The following is a 15,675-nucleotide window of genomic DNA, read 5'->3' as shown; positions in this document are numbered from 1 at the left end:
CCTGCTGTGATCGTCCGGGGTGGTGGCGCCGACGCCCCCCGGAGGCCGGTCACGGACCCGGTGCGTCGAGACCGTCGTGGCCCGGGGTCATGCGCCCGGCGCGGTCGGTGAGGAGGCCGGTGACCAGGGCCAGCGGCGGCCAGTTGAGCCGGCCCTGCCGGGCGACGGCGTAGGAGTGCAACTCGACGCTGGGGGAGGTGAGGGGCAGGATCCGGATGGCGGGGTAGGTGGCATGGCCGATGGGCAACAGGCCCACGCCCAGGCCCGCGGCGATCATGTCCTGCACGAGGTCGAGACTGTCGGCCTGGTGGGTGATCCGGGGGCTGAAGCCGGCCATGGAGGCGAGCGTGCGAATGACGTGCTCGTCCGCGGTGTTGCGGGAGTTGACGATCCAGTCGTGGTCGCGGAACCCGGCGAACACCTCCTGGGCCGTTCCGGTGGGGGCGGTCGAGGCGGTGGCGAGTGCGGGAACGCCGAGACCCCATGTCGCCGTCCACAGCGGTGTCGCCCTCAACGACGGGTCGACGGTCGCGGGAGCGAGGTTGTAGTCGTAGGTCAGCGCCAGGTCCGTCTGGTCGCCGGTCAGCAGCGCGAGAGCCTCGGCGGGCTCGTGCTCCCGGATCAGGATGTGCACCCGTGGATGGCTCGCCGCGAGATCGGTGATGACCGGCAGCAGGAAGCTGCGGATGGCGGTGGCGAATCCCGCGATCCTTATCGTGCCGTTGGGTTCCGCTTCCGGGCCCAGGTCGAGCCGCGCCGCTTCGACCGCGGCGAGGATGGTCACCGCGTGTTCGGCCAGCCGGCGCCCTGCCGGCGTCAGCCGCACCCTGCGCCCGTCGGGCTCCACCAGCACGGTGCCCGTCTCCCGGGACAGGGCTGCGATCTGTTGCGACACCGTCGAGGTCGTGGTGCCGAGAACGTCGGCGACGGCCCGCATCGACCCCAGCCGGGACAGTTCCGCCAACAGTTCCAGCCGCCGTGTCTCCATCCCGTCATTGTTCAGCATTCCTGAACGGACTGTCCATGATCGCCACGTGGACATCAACGATGTGTCGGCCCTCTACTGGAGCCATGACCTCCGCAGCCACCGCCGCTCCGACCGTTCCCGCGGCTCCCTCCGCCCTCGGCAGGCTGCCCGGCGGGGCCCGGGGTGGAGCGCTCATGGCCGTCGCGTCCATGTCCTGCGTCCAGCTCGGCCTGGGGTTGTCGGTCCCGCTGCTCGACCAGCTCGGTCCGCTGGGAACCGCGTGGCTGCGGCTCGCCTGGGCCGGAATCCTGCTCCTGGTGCTGGTCAGGCCCCGCCCGTCGGACTTCACGCGGAAGGACCTGCTGGCGTGCACCGTCCTGGGCGCGGCGACAGCCGGCCTGATGGTGCTCTTCATGTGCGCGGTCACCCGGATCCCGCTGGGCACCGCCAGCGCGCTCGAGTTCCTCGGGCCGCTCGGCCTGTCCCTGTACGGCGCCGCGGGCGGGCGCAGGATATGGGCCCTGCCGGCCGGGGTCGGGGTGGTGCTGCTCACCGAGCCCTGGCACGGCGGCACCGACCTCGTCGGGGTCGGGTTCGCGCTGGCCGCCGCGCTCTGCTGGGCCGTGTACATCGCGCTCACCCAGAAGGTGGGCGACCAGGTCACCGGGCTGAAGGGCCTCGCCCTGTCCATGCCGGTCGCCGCCATCGTCGCCACGTTCTTCGCCGCGCCGACCGAACTGGGCCACGTGACCTGGCCGCTGATCCTCACCGGTCTGGCGCTGGCCGCGCTGCATCCGGTGCTCCCGTTCAGCCTGGAGTTCCTCGCCCTGCGCCGGCTCACCACCACGGCCTTCGGCACCCTGATGAGCCTTGAGCCGGCCATCGCGCTCGCGGTGGGCCTCGCCGTCCTCGGGCAGATCCCCGGCCCGGCGTCCGCGGTCGGCGTCGGATTCGTCGTGGTCGCGGGAATCGGCGCCACCCGCGCCGGCGCGCGCACCGCGGCACCGGCTGTCGTCGTCGACGACGGCTGAGTACGTAAGGCGCCCGGCACGCATGGCTGAGAGAGTCATTCGGAAAGACGCTGGGACATATAACAGAGACGGAAGGCTATTCTGCGGCTCATTCGATCTCCCTAGGGTTGAGGACATCAAGCAGGCAGCCGGGCCGGGCACCAGCCGGACCCAACCCAGGGAGAGTTACCGTGCGCGCAGTCATCCAGAAGTCCTTCGGCGGTCCCGAGGTCCTCGAGGTCGTGGAGACCGAGCGGCCGAAGCCGCTGTCCGGTGAGGTCCTCGTCAAGGTCCACGCCAGTGCGGTCAACCCGGTGGACGTGGCCGTCAGGTCCGGCGCCTTCCCGCTGCTCGGTGAGCCGCCGTTCGGCGTGGGCTGGGACATCTCCGGAGTGGTGGAGGAGGCCGGCCCCGGCGCCAGGTTCGAAGTGGGCGACGAGGTGTACGGGATGCCGTTCTTCCCCCGTGCCGCCACCGGGTACGCCGAGTACGTGGCCGTCCCGTCCCGTCAGGTGGCCCGCAAGCCCGCCTCCATCGACCATGTGCACGCCGCCGCCATCCCCCTCGCGGCGCTCACCGCTTGGCAGGGTCTGGTGCAGGCCGCCGAGGTCACGAAGGGCGACCGGGTGCTGATCCAGCGGGCGGCCGGTGGCGTCGGCCACTTCGCGGTGCAGATCGCGAAGGCGCGCGGCGCCCATGTGATCGCCATCGCCAGTGCCGCCCGGCACGACTTCGTCCGCGGTCTCGGCGCCGACGAGGTCATCGACTACCGGACCACCGACTTCACCGAGGCCGTCAAGGACGTCGACGTGGTCCTCGACTCCACGGCCCAGGGCGACCTCTCGCTCGGCGTGCTGCGCCCCGGCGGCGTGCTCATCAGCATCCTGGAGCACGGCAACCCGGAGCTCGCCGCACGTGTCCAGGCGGCCGGGCGGCGCTTCGCCGGCGTATCGGTCGAGCCGGACTACGCCGCGCTCGAAGCAATCGCCGAGCTCGTCGACGCCGGGCTGATCCGTCCGTACGTCGAGGAGACGTTTCCCCTGGCGGAGGTCGGCAAGGCACACGAGCTGGTCGCCTCGGGGCACGTACAGGGCAAGATTGTCCTGACGGTCTGACCACAGCGGGCCGCACCAGGAAGGGCGAGGCCGGATGGACATCCTCACCGAGGCGCTGGCCTCGATGCGCACCGGGCACCCGGCGTCCGTGCGGACCAACGGCCGCGCCCCCTGGGGCCTGCGGCTGCCGCCGGTCGCGGGCGCCGGGTTCCATGTCGTGCTGTACGGGACCTGCTGGCTGATCCCGCTCGACGAGGGGTCGTCGCGTCTCAAGCCGATCCCGCTGAGCCCCGGCGACGTGGTCTTCCTACGGGACGGACGCGGCCACATCCTCGCCGACCATCCCTCGACGCCGGCCGAGGAGCCCAACGGCGAGCAGTTCGAGGGCGGTTCACCGATCGGCTCGGTCACCCTCGGCGGCGACGGCCCCGAGACCAGCCTGCTGTGCGGCAACTACCACCTGGACCAGGGCCGCCCGCACCCCCTGGTACGGCAGCTGCCCGAGGTGATCCATCTGGCGACGCGGCACGGCCGCCACCCTGAGCTGAGCGCAGCCGTCCAGCTGCTCGGCAACGAGCTGGAGAACCCGCGCATCGGCTCGGACGGCATCGTGCCCACCCTGATCGACTCGCTGCTCCTGTACATCCTGCGGGCCTGGCTCGACGACCAGCCACCGGCTGCCGCCCAGGGCTGGGCGGCGGCCCTGGGCGACTCGGCGGTGGCGCCCGCCCTGTCCGCGATGCACGACGACCCCTCGGCCCAGTGGACGGTCGAGTCGCTGGCCGAACGGGCGGGCCTGTCCCGTGCCGCCTTCGCCCGGCGGTTCGCCGCGCTGGTCGGCGAACCGCCGATGGCGTATCTGACCCGCTGGCGCATGACGACCGCGGCCCGTCTGCTGCGGGAGTCCGACGCTCCGCTCACGACGGTCGCCGCCCGCACCGGCTACGGCTCGGAGTTCGCCTTCGCCAAGGCCTTCAAGCGGGAGTACGGCCTGGCCCCGGGCGGCTACCGCCGCCAGGTCAGGGCGGCCTGACGGCGGTAGCCCCGTCCTCTGCTCTCCGCTCCTCAGTCCTCCGCGCTCGCCAACAGGACCTTCAGCAGCTCATCGGGAGCGTCCCGCATCACGTTGTGGCCGGAGGCCAGGGCGTGCGTGCGCCAGGTGGGGTCGTCGAGCAGTCGCTCGTAGAGCCCGGTGAACGGGGATTGCCCGTCCCAGCCGGTGGCGTAGACGTAGTCCCTGCTCCGGAACCGGTCGAGTCCGCCCGCCAGGCGGACCGACTGGAGCAGGGAGGCCAGCGGGTGCGGAGTGGCGCGGGGGTCGAAGAACGGGAGTGGCGCACTGGTGAAGCCGGTCTCGTGCGCGCCGCTGAGATACCACTCGCGCTCCTGGTCGGTGACCAGGGACCAGCACGAGTCGCCGTCCTCGGGGACCATGGCGTCGACGTAGACCAGACCGGCCACCCGCTCGGGGACGCGGTCGGCGGCGCCGGTGATCACCATGCCGCCGTAGCTGTGCCCGACGAGGACGGCGTCGGTGATCTGCTGGTCCGTCAGAAGGTTGACGACGTCGTCGATATGGGTGTCGAGATTGACCGAGTGGGTGAGCAGGTGCTTGCGGTCGCCCACCCCGGTCAGGGTCAGGGGGAAGGCCTGGTGCCCGTGTGCGCGCAGCTGACGGGCGAGCGGTTCGAAGGTCCATGCGCCGTGCCAGGCGCCGGGTATGAGGACGAACGTGGTCATCGGGCGAGTCCTTATGCGGGTCGGTCGTTGACGATGCGGGTCAGTCGGTGACAGTGAGGACGATCTTGCCAGTGGTGCGGCGGCTGTCGGCGAGTTCATGGGCCTTGGCGGCCCGTTCGAGCGGGAGCACCGTGTCGATCTCGGGGCGCAGCAGGCCCGTCTCGGCGAGGGCGGCGATCTCCCGCATGCCCGCCTGGTCGGGTTCGACGACCATGAAGGCGGCGCGCAGCCCGAGGGGTCGGGCCTGGTCCGCCAGGTACGCCTCGGCCGGGGAGGCGAGGGCGACCAGGGTGCCGCCCGCGCGCAGGGTGCGCAGGGAGCGCGGCCCGTACTCGCCGCCGATCGTGTCGATCACGACGTCGACCGGTTCGAGGGCGGTCTCGAAGTCGGCCTGGGTGTAGTCGACCAGTTCGTCCGCGCCGAGACCGCGCAGGAAGTCGTGTTTGGCCGAGCGGGCGGTGCCGATGACGTGGGCGCCGCGGGCCTTGGCGATCTGGACGGCGAGGTGGCCGACGCCGCCCGCCGCGGCGTGGATCAGCACGCGCTGTCCGGGGCGCACGTCGGCGACGTCCACCAGGGCCTGCCAGGCGGTGAGCGCGGCCAGCGGCAGCGCGGCGGCCTGCACATGGGTCAGTCCGGCGGGCTTGCGGACCAGGTGCCGGGCCGGGGAGGTCACGTACTCGGCGTAGGTGCCCGCCGGAAGGGGGTGGCGCGGCATCCCGAACACCGCGTCGCCGGGGGCGAGTGTGGTCACCCCGAACCCGACCGCCTCGACGACGCCGGAGACGTCCCAGCCGAGCCGGATCACGGTACCGGCCAGGCCGCCGGTGGCCCGGTGCCAGGAGTCGGTCGGATTGACCCCGGCCGCGTGCACCCGAACCAGCACCTCGGCCGGCCCGGGCTCCGGGCGCTCCACCTCGATGACCTTCAGTACCTCGGGTCCGCCGAACTCGTCCTGGCCGATCGCACGCATCGTCATTCCCCTGATCCCCTGATCCCCTGTTCCGCCGGGCCCCTGTGGCCCGTTGAGATCAAGGTTTTCGCATTCCGCCATGAAGAACGAGTGGCAAGATTGCCAGCATCTGAAAGAATCTTGCCATGCATCGTGTCGTGGTCCTGGCCCTTGAAGGCGTCTATCCCTTCGAACTGAGCATTCCGATGAGAATCTTCGGCACCGCCGCCGGGCGCGACGGCGAAGCGCTGTATGAGGTCATCACCTGCAGTCTGGACGGGGAACCAGTCAGCACCAGCGCCGACTTCACCATCACCGTGGCCCATGGGAGCGAGGCGCTCCGGAGCGCCGACACACTGGTCATCCCGCCCTTCGCCTGCGGCCCCGACGAGGAACGGGACTGGCTGCCCGACGAGTTGGCCCAGGCGCTTGCCCTTCTGCCGCCCGGAGCCCGCATCGTCTCGATCTGCACCGCCTCCTATGTGCTGGCCGCGGCCGGTCTGCTCGACGGCCGCTCCGCGACCACCCACTGGAACGAGGCCGACCACTTCCAGCGCACGTTCCCGAAGATCCAGGTCGACGCGAACGTGCTGTTCGTCGACGACGGACAGGTCCTCACGGCGGCCGGTGTGGCCGCCGGGATCGACCTCTGCCTGCACCTGGTGCGCCGCGACCACGGCAGTGACATCGCCAACCAGGTGGCCCGGCTGTGCGTCGTACCCCCCTGGCGGGAGGGCGGCCAGGCCCAGTACATCGAGCGCCCGATGCCGCAGCCCTCGGCCGCCACCACCGCCGCGACCCGCGACTGGGCCCTGCAGCAGCTGCAGCGGCCCATCTCCCTTGCCGAACTGGCGGAGCACGCCCGCATGAGCGTCCGGACGTTCTGCCGGCGCTTCCACGACGAGGTCGGCATGCCCCCCGGCCAGTGGCTCGCCCAACAGCGCGTCGGCCACGCCCGACGCCTGCTGGAAACCACCGACCTGCCGGTCGACCAGGTCGCCGCCCACGCGGGCTTCGGCACCGCCGTCTCCCTCCGCCAACACCTCGCCACCACGATCGGCGTCTCCCCGACGGCCTACCGCCAGGCCTTCCGCGCCCGTTGAGGCGCGTACGCGACGTCCCGTGCGAAGTGTCGGGCGCGGTTCGCCCGGTCGCCGGAACACTCCCGAAGGAAGCCTTGTGACCGGAGTGCGTCGAGCACGTCGTCCATGGGGATGTCACGGTGATGGAGAGCCGCGAGGCAGTGCGCGTAGGCGTCCCGGCGATGCTGCCTGCGCCACTGATCGAGCTGCGAGCGTGCCGCAGAGCGTCCGTTCACCATCGCGGCGCCGAGGGTGGAGAGCGATCCTACGGCGGCGCCGAGCAGCGCGGCGATTCCAGCATCCATGGCCCCATTTCGTATGAACGGACGACCGGCCGGACCAGCCCCATCGGCCGCGCCCGGCCGGTCGCCGCAGGACCTCAGTGACGCAGCAGGGCGCAGGCGAAGTCTTCCTGGACGGTGCGGACCTGGGCGAGGAGCTCGGGCTTGATGCTCTTGCTGGTCTGGGTGGTGATCGAGAAGGTCAGGGACCGTTTGCCGTCCGGGGTGGCGGCGGCCAGTTGGGTGTAGCCGGCGGTGTTGCCGGTGTGGCCGTAGAGGATCCCGCAGCGGGTGGTGTAGCGGAAGATCGACAGACCTGCCGCGTTGACTCCAGGGCCGGCCGGTTCCGACGCTCCGCCGGGGACGAAGGTCAGCTGCTGCTTGCGGGTCTGCGGTGACAGGAGGCTGCCGCCGGCGTAGCCGCGGATGAACGCGGTGAGGTCGTTCGGCGTCGCCACGACGGCGCCGGAGGCCCACACGCCCGAGGAGCCGAAGAGCTCGGTGACGTCCTCCGGCGGGGCGGGCGGGTCGACCGCGTAGCCGTGCAGGTAGGGGCGGGGGAGCCGGAAGCCCTGCGGGAGGCTGGTCCGCCGCAGGTTCAGCGGCTGGTACACGAGCTGCTTGAGGAGGTCCTCGTAGCGCCGGCCGGTCGCTGCCTCGGCCATCAGCGCGACGGCGATGTTGTCGGAGTTGGAGTACTGGTACCGCGCGCCCGCCGGGAAGACCAGCGGCTCGTCGGCGACGAAGTCGAGCAACTTACGGGAATCGAAGACGTGGTGCGGGTCCACGCCCAGGAGCCGCCGGAATTCGGCGGAGCCGGTGTAGTCGGGCAGTCCGCTGGTGTGGTTGAGCAGTTGGCGGAGCGTCACCTTGCACCAGGCGGCGGGCAGCGAGGGAAGCCGCTCGCCGATCGTGGTGTCGAGCTTGAGCCGCCCCTGGTCCACCAGCTGCAGGGCGACCGCCCCGCTGTACGCCTTGGAGACGCTCGCGAGCCGCATGTGGTCGGTCGCGTGCAGCGGGCTGCCGGTCTTGAGGTCGGCGACTCCGGCCCGGTAGACCTCGGTCCGGTCACCGCGCGTGAGCACGGCGATCACTCCGGGCGGCCCGCCCGCGGTGTCGACCAGCTTCTGGATGCTGCGCTGCAGCGCCTGGCCGGGGTTGGGACGGGCCTCGTCCCCGGCGTGCGCGGGCTGGACGAGCCCGCCGGCTGCCGCGGCGGCGATCACCACGGCGACCGGCATCAAGCGGCGGGTGTGGCGGCGTCCGGACGATCGTGACAGCACGTGCGTACCTCCCGGGGAGCGTGGCGCGGGGTCCGACCTCGCACTCACGTGCCCAGCTTCAGGTGACGCGTCCGGCTGCACCTTTCACGGTGCTCCATCCGGCCGAGGAATCTGCCTCGGCCGGGTGCAAGCGCGTCGACGGAGCCTGCCCGCGGGATCACGTGTGCTCAGGGCTTCGTGGCCCGGCGCGCACGGAACGCGGCCGTCTTGGAGCGGTTCTGGCAGGCCGTCGAGCAGAACTGGCGGCCGGCGTTGCGTGAGGTGTCGACGTAGACGCGATCGCACTGGGTCGCCTGGCAGACGCCGAGGCGGCCGGCGAGGTCGCCGCCGATGACCATGGCCAGGCCGGTCGCACAGCCGGCGCTCCACCCCACCGCCAGGGTGTCGTCCGCGCCATGGAAATGGACCTGCCAGGGCTCGCCCTCGACACGGTCCAGCTGCGGGCGGGCACCGTTCGACAGCAGCAGCTCGTTCAGCACCGCGACCGCGTCATCCATGCGGCCGCCGCTCACGCCCTCGAAGACCAGTCGCAGTTTCTGCGCCGTGCCGGCCAGGTGCGCGGCCTGCGCCGGTTCGATCGTGCCCGGGCTGGTGCTGGACGCGGTCAGCGCGGCATCGACGGCGGCGGGGAGGTCCGCACCGCGCGGTGCGGTGAACGGCTTGCCGCGCGCCTCGCCGTCGGTCAACGCGTTGACGAGCGAAACGGCCGCGTCGAGCAGGATCGCCATGTGACTGTCGAATAGCACTTGACCAGTTACTCCCTTCGGGCCTAACGTCCGTCACTGACAATAGTCGATTCACCAGTGACGAGGATGCGGAGACGTGCATGGGACTCATGGCGCGCGGTGGCCGGCTGCCCCGCACCGTCTGGCTGCTGCTCGCCGCCCGGGCGATCAACCGGCTCGGGGCTTTCTCCCTGTCGTTCCTCACCGTCCTCATCAGCACGGACTTCGGGGCGAGCGTCGCCACCGCCGGGCTGGTCTCGGCCGCCTTCGGGCTCGCGACGATCCCGTCGCGCCTGGCGGGCGGCCGCCTCGCGGACCACCTCGGACGGCGTCGCACCATCGTCCTCGGCCTGGCCGGCTGCGCCGTCGCCCAGCTCGGCATCGCCGCCGCGGGCTCGCTGGCGGAGGTCGCGGTCTTCGCCGTGCTGCTGGGACTGGTCTTCGAGCTGTACGAACCGCCGAGCCAGGCGATGATCGCCGACTCCGTCGGCCCCGCCGACCGGGTCCGCGCCTACAGCCTGCTGAACGCCGCCCTGGCCGTCGGCGGGATGGGCGCCGGTCTGATCGCGGCGGGTCTGGGCCGGTGGGACCTGCGCTGGCTGTTCGTCGCCGACGCACTGAGCTGTCTGGTCTGCGCGGTCATCATCCGGTTCGTTCTGCCCGCCGACCGTCCCGTGCGACGTGGCCGTGCCGCGCTCCGCCCGGCGTCCCCCGAACCTGCCGCCGGAATCAAGCCGTGGCGCGATCGCGTGCTGCTCCTCATGCTCGCGTCCGGCACCGTGTACGCCCTGGTGTACCTGCAGGTGATGATGGCGCTTCCGCTGTCCCTGGCGCGCCGCGGCATGCGACCGGCGGACGCGGGAGTGCTCTTCACGGTCTCCGCGGTGACGATCGTCGCCGCCCAGCCACTGCTGCGTGTCCAGCGCCTCTCGGCCCTGTCCGCGCCTGCGGCGGTCGCGCTCGGCTACGTCCTGCTCGCGGTCGGCATGGCCGGTTACGCGGTAGCGCACGCCTTGACGGCCTCGCTGGCTGCCACGGTCGTCTGGAGCCTGGGCGATCTGGTGATCCTCGGACGGTCCTACGCACTTGTCGCCGACCTTGCCCCGCCCGGTGGCACCGGCCGCTACTTGGCCGTCTACGGCATCAGTTGGGGCTTCGCCGGCGTCGCCGCGCCGATCGTCAGCACCCAGATCCTCGAACACGCGGGACCGGCGGTGCTGTGGTCGGGGCTGGCGGCCGTCTCCGTGGCGCTTGCCGTCGGGCAGGTGTCGGTCGCCCGGGTGCTCGCCGCCCGGGGACGGGAGCAGCGGGTGGCGGATTTCGCCGCCGTCCCCGGAATTTCTTGAGGAACGGCAGGCCGAATGTTGTGCCGGTGGGCGGCCGGAGAGGGAAGAACCGACCGCCCCCGGGCGCTGCACTGGGTATGACGAATGGACACCGCATCACCATCGAAGAGGGCACGACCCCGGTACGTGTCGTGCGCGACGGACAGGTCCTGGCGGAGAGCAGTCGCCCGCTGGAGCTCCGCGAGACGGGCTGTCCGGTGCGCTACTACCTGCCGCCCGAGGATGTGCGCACGGAGCTGCTCACCGCCTCCGACACCAGCACGCACTGCCCGTTCAAGGGGGACGCGTCGTACTGGTCGGTACCCGGCGCGGCCGACCTGGTCTGGGCGTACCGGGAGCCGAAGGACGACGTGGCCGCGATCAAGGACCACTTCTGCTTCTACGACACCGAGGTCGTCACGGCGGGATGACCGTTCCGCACAGCGTCCGTGACCGCCCGTCAGGCTCCTGAGGCCGCCGGGCAGGGCTTGTACACCGGCGTGACGCGCTGAACCCCGGCTCCGGATCCGCCCTGAGGGCGGAACGGAGCCGGGGTTCGCGTGTGTCGGCCGGGGACGTGGTCCGGCTCAGGCGGTGGCGACGGCCGGCAGCCGGTAGGCGCGGTGCGCCAGCGTGATGGTGCGGGTCAGCAGCATCGCCACGGCCATGAAGATCAGCCCGTCGGTGATGGCCGCTCCGGTGACGTCGTGGCTCACGCACCAGTCGGTCAGCTGCCGCGGGAACCAGTGGGCCGATCCGTAGGAGAACGCGGCGCGGGCGCCGATGACCGCGGTCCACAGAAGCGCGTACGGCGCTCCGGAGCCGCTGACCGGCAGGCCCGTCCGGGGGCTGCGGTAGACCCGCATCAGGCCGATGGCCGCCAGGCCGCAGAGGAATCCGACGGCGATGGCGCCCATCTCGAGGACCAGGCCGGTGCCGTGCGTGGCCGGCCGCTCGAGGAAGAGCGGGATGACAGCGCCGGCGATCAGCGCGGGCCGCAGGATCCGCAACGTGCCGATCTTGCGGTGGCCGCCGAGGTCGCTCTCCAGCACGGCCACCAGCACGGCGCCGTTGACGATCATTGCCTCGGTCAGTTGCGACAGCATGGTGTGCTCCCTGGGGGTGAAGGCTGCATTTCCTGCGATGCCCTCACCTTCGGCCGTTCGGCCGCCGACGGAATCGGAGCACGGGTCCAGATCGGGTACGACCTGTCCGGGCCCGCGTAGTACCCAGGCAGCCTGCGGGGCCCCGATACGGCTCCAGGGGTGATCCGGACGTCACCCCGGACCTCACCCCGCGGTGTGACGCCCGAGCAGGGGCTCTCTCCCTAACGTCGCAGGTGTCGGGCTGGACGGCCCGCCACTCGCATCGACAGAAGGAGGGCGCAGACATGTGGGAAGTGCTTGCCGTCATCGCGATCGTGGCTTACGTGATCGGACGCCAGCTGCTCGGAGAGCCGCTGCGGGGCAAGCGGGTGATCCTGCTGCCGGCCGTCCTGGCGGTGGTCGGTCTGACCCGGCTCGGCGGGCACGGCGCGGTGCAGCCCGCGGACGTGGCACTGCTGGTGGTCGGCGCGGTGATCGCCGCCGCGATCGGCACCGGACAGGGATCGATGATGCGGCTCCGCAACCGCGACGGTGGCCTGTGGGGCCAGATGCCGGCGCGCAGCCTGTGGCTGTGGGCGGCCCTGATCGGCTCCCGGCTCACCCTGATGCTGCTCGCGAGCACCATGGGAGCCCATGTCGCCGCGTCCTCCGCACCCATCGTGCTGATGCTCGGCATCAACCGCCTGGCACAGGCCGCCATGATCACCCGGCGCGCTCACCGGTCCGGAATCCCCTTCGCCCAGGAGAAGGACGGTTCCGTCTTCCTCGGTGGCCGTCTGCAGGAACTCAACTCGCGCCTTGACGGACTGACGGGCACCCCCTCCGAGCCGTCCGGCCCGTCCAACTCTGCACACCCGTCCAGCCCGTCCGGCCCGTCCAACGCCTCACACCCGTCGAACCCGACGAACCCGTACGACCGGCCGACCACCCGGAGGTAGTGATGGGACTCCACCCTGCGGAGCTCCCGGTCGCGTCCGGCCGCCCCGTCCTGCCAGCCGGCCCCCGCGGCGCGGACCGCGTGACGGCCCCCCGTGATCGTGACCGCTATCGTGAGCTCATGCTGCGCACGGTGTCCTGGCTCATCAGGGCGGGGGCGTACGGCCTGATCGGGGTCGACATCTTCCTCCGTGCCTCGCTCGGGCCGGTGGCGCTTCCCGTCACCGTCGCGGCTTACGCCCTGTGCGGGATCCTGCTGGTGGTCTGCGCGGCGGTGATCAACCGCAGTGGCACAGCACCCGCGCTGCCGGTGCTTCTCGGACTGATCACGGTGGTCGCCGCAGGGGTGTGCGCCCAGGAGGACGTCACCTCCCTGGTGGCGCTCGGCGTGATCGCCGTCATGGACGCCGGCACCGAGGCCCGGTTGACGGCCGCTTGGGCCGTCTTCGGAGCCGGGGTGGTCGCGGCCGCGACGGGTGCCCTGATCACCGACGCGAGCCCGGCGAAGGCGCTCGGCATCCCGCTGTTGCTGATGCTCGGCCTGCAGGCCGGCTTCAACCGCCGGGCCTACCGGCTCCGCGCGGACCAGAGCGCGGCCCTGCTGGCCCAGTCCGAGGAACTGCGGGCCCGGTCGGAGGAACTGCGGGCCGAGCAGCGCCGCAGTGCCGTCCTCGACGAACGCACACGCATCGCCCGCGAGATCCACGATGTGCTGGCCCACTCGATCGGCGCGCTCGGCATCCAGATCCAGGCCGCCCGCGCCCTCCTCGCCGACACCCCCGATGTGGAACGGGCGGACGGCGTGCTCGCGGTGGCCCAGCGGATGGCCTCCGACGGACTGACCGAAACACGCCGTGCCGTGCACGCGTTGCGCACCGACACGCTCCCCCTTGACGAGGAGCTGGCCCGGATGACCGCCACCCACGAGCAGCGCCACGGCACACCGGTCGCCCTGCGGGTGGACGGCGGCCCGGTACCGCTGCCGCCGGACCAGACGCTGGCCCTGGTGCGTACGGCCCAGGAGTCCCTCGTCAATGCCGCCAAGCACGCGCCGCACCAGCCGGTGACGCTCACACTGACCTATGGGGACGACAACGTGACCATGAGTATCGCCAATCCGCTCGGAGCCGCGGCCGCGCACGGCTTCGCGACCCTCGACGGCGGTTACGGCCTGACAGGCATGCGGGAGCGCCTGCTGCTGCTCGGCGGCACCCTCACGGCGGACGCCGCGGACGGCAGGCGCTGGACCGTGACCGCGACGGTTCCCCGATGACCACGCCGGAGAAGCCGCTGCGGGTGATCGTGGCCGACGACCAGGCCAGCGTGCGGGAGGGTCTCGCGCTCATGCTCGATCTGCTCCCGGACCTCGACGTCGTGGGCACGGCCGCCGACGGCCAGGAGGCTCTGGACCTGGTCGCCCGGCACCACCCGGACGCGATCCTGCTCGACCTGCACATGCCCGTGATGGACGGCATCGAGGCCACTCGGCGGCTGACCGCCGAGCACCCGGAGGTGGCCATCGTCGTCCTGACCACCTATGCCGACGACCGCTCCGTGCTCGACACGCTCCAGGCCGGCGCCCGCAGCTACCTGACGAAGGACGCGGACCGGCGGGACATCGCCCACACCCTGCACAGCGCCGCCGCCGGCCTCAGCGTGCTCCACCCTCAGGTTCAGGCGACCCTGCTGGCCGCCGCGCAGGCCGGCCCACGGCAGTCCGAGGAGCCGCCCGAGCAGGCACCGCCCGCCGAACTTCCGGACGGTCTGACGCGTCGCGAGGCGGAGATCCTCACCCTGATCGGCCGCGGTCGCAACAACACCGAGATCGCCGCGGAGCTCTTCCTCAGCGGCAACACCGTCAAGACCCACATCAACCGGATCTTCGCCAAGACCGGCTCCCGCGACCGGTCGGCGGCCACCCGCTACGCCCAGCAGCACGGCCTGATCTGACCGCACTCCGCTTCGGCCTGCCGCGGCCTCGCGCGGAGTCCCCACCGGCGCAACGCCCGTCCACCACCCCAGTTCCCAGGCAGGTGCCCAGTGAACGATGCCGTCCGACTGCCGCTGTCAGGCGTTCTGATCGCCGACTTCGGCCGTGTGCTGGCCGCCCCGTACGCCACGATGCTCCTCGCCGACCTCGGCGCGGACGTGGTCAAGGTCGAGCATCCCGACACCGGCGACGACACCCGGGCGTGGGGCCCGCCGCATGCCGAGGGGGAGGCCACGTACTTCCTGTCCGTCAACCGCAACAAGCGCTCCTTCGCCGCCGATCTGCGCGACGGGACGGGCCGTCGGCGGGCGCTGGAACTGGTCCGACGGGCGGATGTGGTGTTCGAGAACTTCCGGCCGGGGACCATGGCCAAGTACGGGCTCTCCTACGAGCAGGCCCGCGCGGTCAACCCGGGCATCGTCTACTGCTCGGTGACCGGCTTCGGTTCAGGCAAGGGCGCCGCCCTGCCCGGCTACGACCTGCTGCTGCAGGCGGTCGGCGGACTGATGAGTGTGACGGGCCCGGAATCCGGGGAGCCGGTGAAGACGGGCGTGGCCGTCGTGGACGTGCTCACCGGCCTGCATGCCGCGATCGGCGTGCTGGCCGCGCTGCGGCACCGCGATGCGACGGGCGAGGGACAGCATGTCGAGGTCAATCTGCTGTCGTCCCTGCTGTCCAGTCTGGTGAACCAGTCCGGCGGCTTCACGCTGGCGGGCGCGGTGCCGGGGATCATGGGGAACCGGCATCCCTCGATCGCCCCGTACGAGGTCTACCCGGCCGCCGACCGCCCGATGGTGATCGCCGTTGGCAACGACCGGCAGTTCGCCGCCCTGTGCCACGGGCTGGAAGCACCGGAGCTGGCGGCCGACCCCCGGTTCGCCACCAACACCGGCCGGGTCGCGCACGTCGACGAGCTCGCCGGACAGCTCTCCCGGCTGCTCGAACGCCGCACCGCAGCCGACTGGTTCGAGGTCCTCACACCGCTGGGCGTGCCGTGCGGGCCGGTGAACGACCTGGCGGAGGCCTTCGGGCTGGCTGAACGCCTGGGTCTCGCGCCGCGCGCCACGATCGCCACCGACGACCGGCCGATGCATCTCGTGGCCAACCCCATCGGTCTGTCCCGCACCCCGCCCCGTTACGACCGGCGGCCGCCCCGGCTGGGAGAGCACACCGACGAGATCGGTGCGTGGCTGGACTCGTGAACCAGGCGACGGGACCGGTCC

17 protein-coding genes are annotated in these 15,675 nt (G+C 71.7%); 10 read left to right on the top strand and 7 right to left on the bottom strand.

What is annotated here, in order from left to right:
* Positions 1–49 precede the first annotated feature (49 nt).
* The gene (locus tag G3I60_RS18830; RefSeq protein WP_164294106.1) at positions 50–988 is read right to left on the bottom strand and encodes a LysR family transcriptional regulator; all 939 of its coding nucleotides are present in this window, start codon (positions 986–988) and stop codon (positions 50–52) included.
* An 83-nt stretch (positions 989–1,071) separates the two neighbouring features.
* On the opposite strand from G3I60_RS18830, the gene G3I60_RS18825 reads away from it, so the two are divergent.
* The 3 genes from G3I60_RS18825 to G3I60_RS18815 all read left to right on the top strand — a co-directional run bounded on the left by G3I60_RS18825 (position 1,072) and on the right by G3I60_RS18815 (position 4,065).
* A complete protein-coding gene (locus tag G3I60_RS18825) occupies positions 1,072–1,998 on the top strand; it encodes a DMT family transporter (RefSeq protein ID WP_239069981.1) in 927 nt (308 codons plus the stop codon).
* A 170-nt stretch (positions 1,999–2,168) separates the two neighbouring features.
* The gene (locus tag G3I60_RS18820) at positions 2,169–3,092 is read left to right on the top strand and encodes an NADP-dependent oxidoreductase (RefSeq protein WP_164294105.1); all 924 of its coding nucleotides are present in this window, start codon (positions 2,169–2,171) and stop codon (positions 3,090–3,092) included.
* 34 nt (positions 3,093–3,126) lie between these two features.
* On the top strand, positions 3,127–4,065 hold the full coding sequence (locus G3I60_RS18815) for an AraC family transcriptional regulator (protein ID WP_164294104.1): 939 nt from the start codon (positions 3,127–3,129) through the stop codon (positions 4,063–4,065).
* Between the two features lie 32 nt (positions 4,066–4,097).
* On the opposite strand, the gene G3I60_RS18810 is transcribed toward G3I60_RS18815, so the two are convergent.
* Together G3I60_RS18810 and G3I60_RS18805 are read right to left on the bottom strand one after the other, a co-directional pair.
* Entirely contained in the window at positions 4,098–4,772 is a 675-nt protein-coding gene (locus tag G3I60_RS18810; protein ID WP_164294103.1) for an alpha/beta fold hydrolase, read from the bottom strand.
* A gap of 40 nt (positions 4,773–4,812) precedes the next feature.
* Positions 4,813–5,745, bottom strand: coding sequence for an NADP-dependent oxidoreductase (locus G3I60_RS18805; RefSeq protein ID WP_138355441.1), 933 nt, complete (start codon positions 5,743–5,745; stop codon positions 4,813–4,815).
* A gap of 125 nt (positions 5,746–5,870) precedes the next feature.
* Here G3I60_RS18805 and G3I60_RS18800 point away from each other — a divergent pair, with 125 nt between their 5' ends.
* Positions 5,871–6,827, top strand: a complete 957-nt coding sequence (locus tag G3I60_RS18800; RefSeq protein WP_138355374.1) for a GlxA family transcriptional regulator — start codon at positions 5,871–5,873, stop codon at positions 6,825–6,827.
* On the opposite strand, the gene G3I60_RS18795 is transcribed toward G3I60_RS18800, so the two are convergent.
* The 3 genes from G3I60_RS18795 to G3I60_RS18785 form a co-directional block, all read right to left on the bottom strand.
* Positions 6,800–7,111: a hypothetical protein gene (locus tag G3I60_RS18795; RefSeq protein WP_239069979.1), complete on the bottom strand. Its 312-nt coding sequence runs from the start codon at positions 7,109–7,111 to the stop codon at positions 6,800–6,802. The genes G3I60_RS18800 and G3I60_RS18795 overlap by 28 nt on opposite strands.
* A 74-nt stretch (positions 7,112–7,185) precedes the next feature.
* On the bottom strand, positions 7,186–8,328 hold the full coding sequence (locus G3I60_RS18790) for a serine hydrolase (RefSeq protein ID WP_164294202.1): 1,143 nt from the start codon (positions 8,326–8,328) through the stop codon (positions 7,186–7,188).
* A 209-nt stretch (positions 8,329–8,537) separates the two neighbouring features.
* The gene (locus G3I60_RS18785; RefSeq protein ID WP_244809682.1) at positions 8,538–9,116 is read right to left on the bottom strand and encodes a CGNR zinc finger domain-containing protein; all 579 of its coding nucleotides are present in this window, start codon (positions 9,114–9,116) and stop codon (positions 8,538–8,540) included.
* A gap of 80 nt (positions 9,117–9,196) precedes the next feature.
* On the opposite strand from G3I60_RS18785, the gene G3I60_RS18780 reads away from it, so the two are divergent.
* Both G3I60_RS18780 and G3I60_RS18775 read left to right on the top strand, forming a co-directional pair.
* A complete protein-coding gene (locus tag G3I60_RS18780) occupies positions 9,197–10,441 on the top strand; it encodes an MFS transporter (RefSeq protein WP_239069977.1) in 1,245 nt (414 codons plus the stop codon).
* Between the two features lie 71 nt (positions 10,442–10,512).
* On the top strand, positions 10,513–10,851 hold the full coding sequence (locus tag G3I60_RS18775) for a DUF427 domain-containing protein (protein WP_138355445.1): 339 nt from the start codon (positions 10,513–10,515) through the stop codon (positions 10,849–10,851).
* A gap of 156 nt (positions 10,852–11,007) precedes the next feature.
* Here G3I60_RS18775 and G3I60_RS18770 read toward each other — a convergent pair whose 3' ends face one another.
* A complete protein-coding gene (locus G3I60_RS18770) occupies positions 11,008–11,526 on the bottom strand; it encodes a hypothetical protein (protein ID WP_164294102.1) in 519 nt (172 codons plus the stop codon).
* 284 nt (positions 11,527–11,810) lie between these two features.
* On the opposite strand from G3I60_RS18770, the gene G3I60_RS18765 reads away from it, so the two are divergent.
* The 4 genes from G3I60_RS18765 to G3I60_RS18750 all read left to right on the top strand — a co-directional run bounded on the left by G3I60_RS18765 (position 11,811) and on the right by G3I60_RS18750 (position 15,654).
* On the top strand, positions 11,811–12,464 hold the full coding sequence (locus G3I60_RS18765; RefSeq protein WP_164294101.1) for a hypothetical protein: 654 nt from the start codon (positions 11,811–11,813) through the stop codon (positions 12,462–12,464).
* Between the two features lie 119 nt (positions 12,465–12,583).
* Positions 12,584–13,735, top strand: a complete 1,152-nt coding sequence (locus tag G3I60_RS18760) for a sensor histidine kinase (protein WP_164294100.1) — start codon at positions 12,584–12,586, stop codon at positions 13,733–13,735.
* Positions 13,732–14,412: a response regulator transcription factor gene (locus G3I60_RS18755; protein WP_138355377.1), complete on the top strand. Its 681-nt coding sequence runs from the start codon at positions 13,732–13,734 to the stop codon at positions 14,410–14,412. The genes G3I60_RS18760 and G3I60_RS18755 overlap by 4 nt, the downstream gene beginning before the upstream one ends.
* A 90-nt stretch (positions 14,413–14,502) precedes the next feature.
* Positions 14,503–15,654: a CoA transferase gene (locus G3I60_RS18750; RefSeq protein WP_164294099.1), complete on the top strand. Its 1,152-nt coding sequence runs from the start codon at positions 14,503–14,505 to the stop codon at positions 15,652–15,654.
* The last annotated feature ends 21 nt before the right edge of the window (positions 15,655–15,675 follow it).

This window comes from Streptomyces sp. SID13666 (genome assembly GCF_010548325.1).
Lineage (GTDB): Bacteria > Actinomycetota > Actinomycetes > Streptomycetales > Streptomycetaceae > Actinacidiphila > Actinacidiphila fildesensis.
Note: the sequence above shows the minus strand (reverse complement) of the source record. Positions and strands in the feature narration are given on the sequence as shown.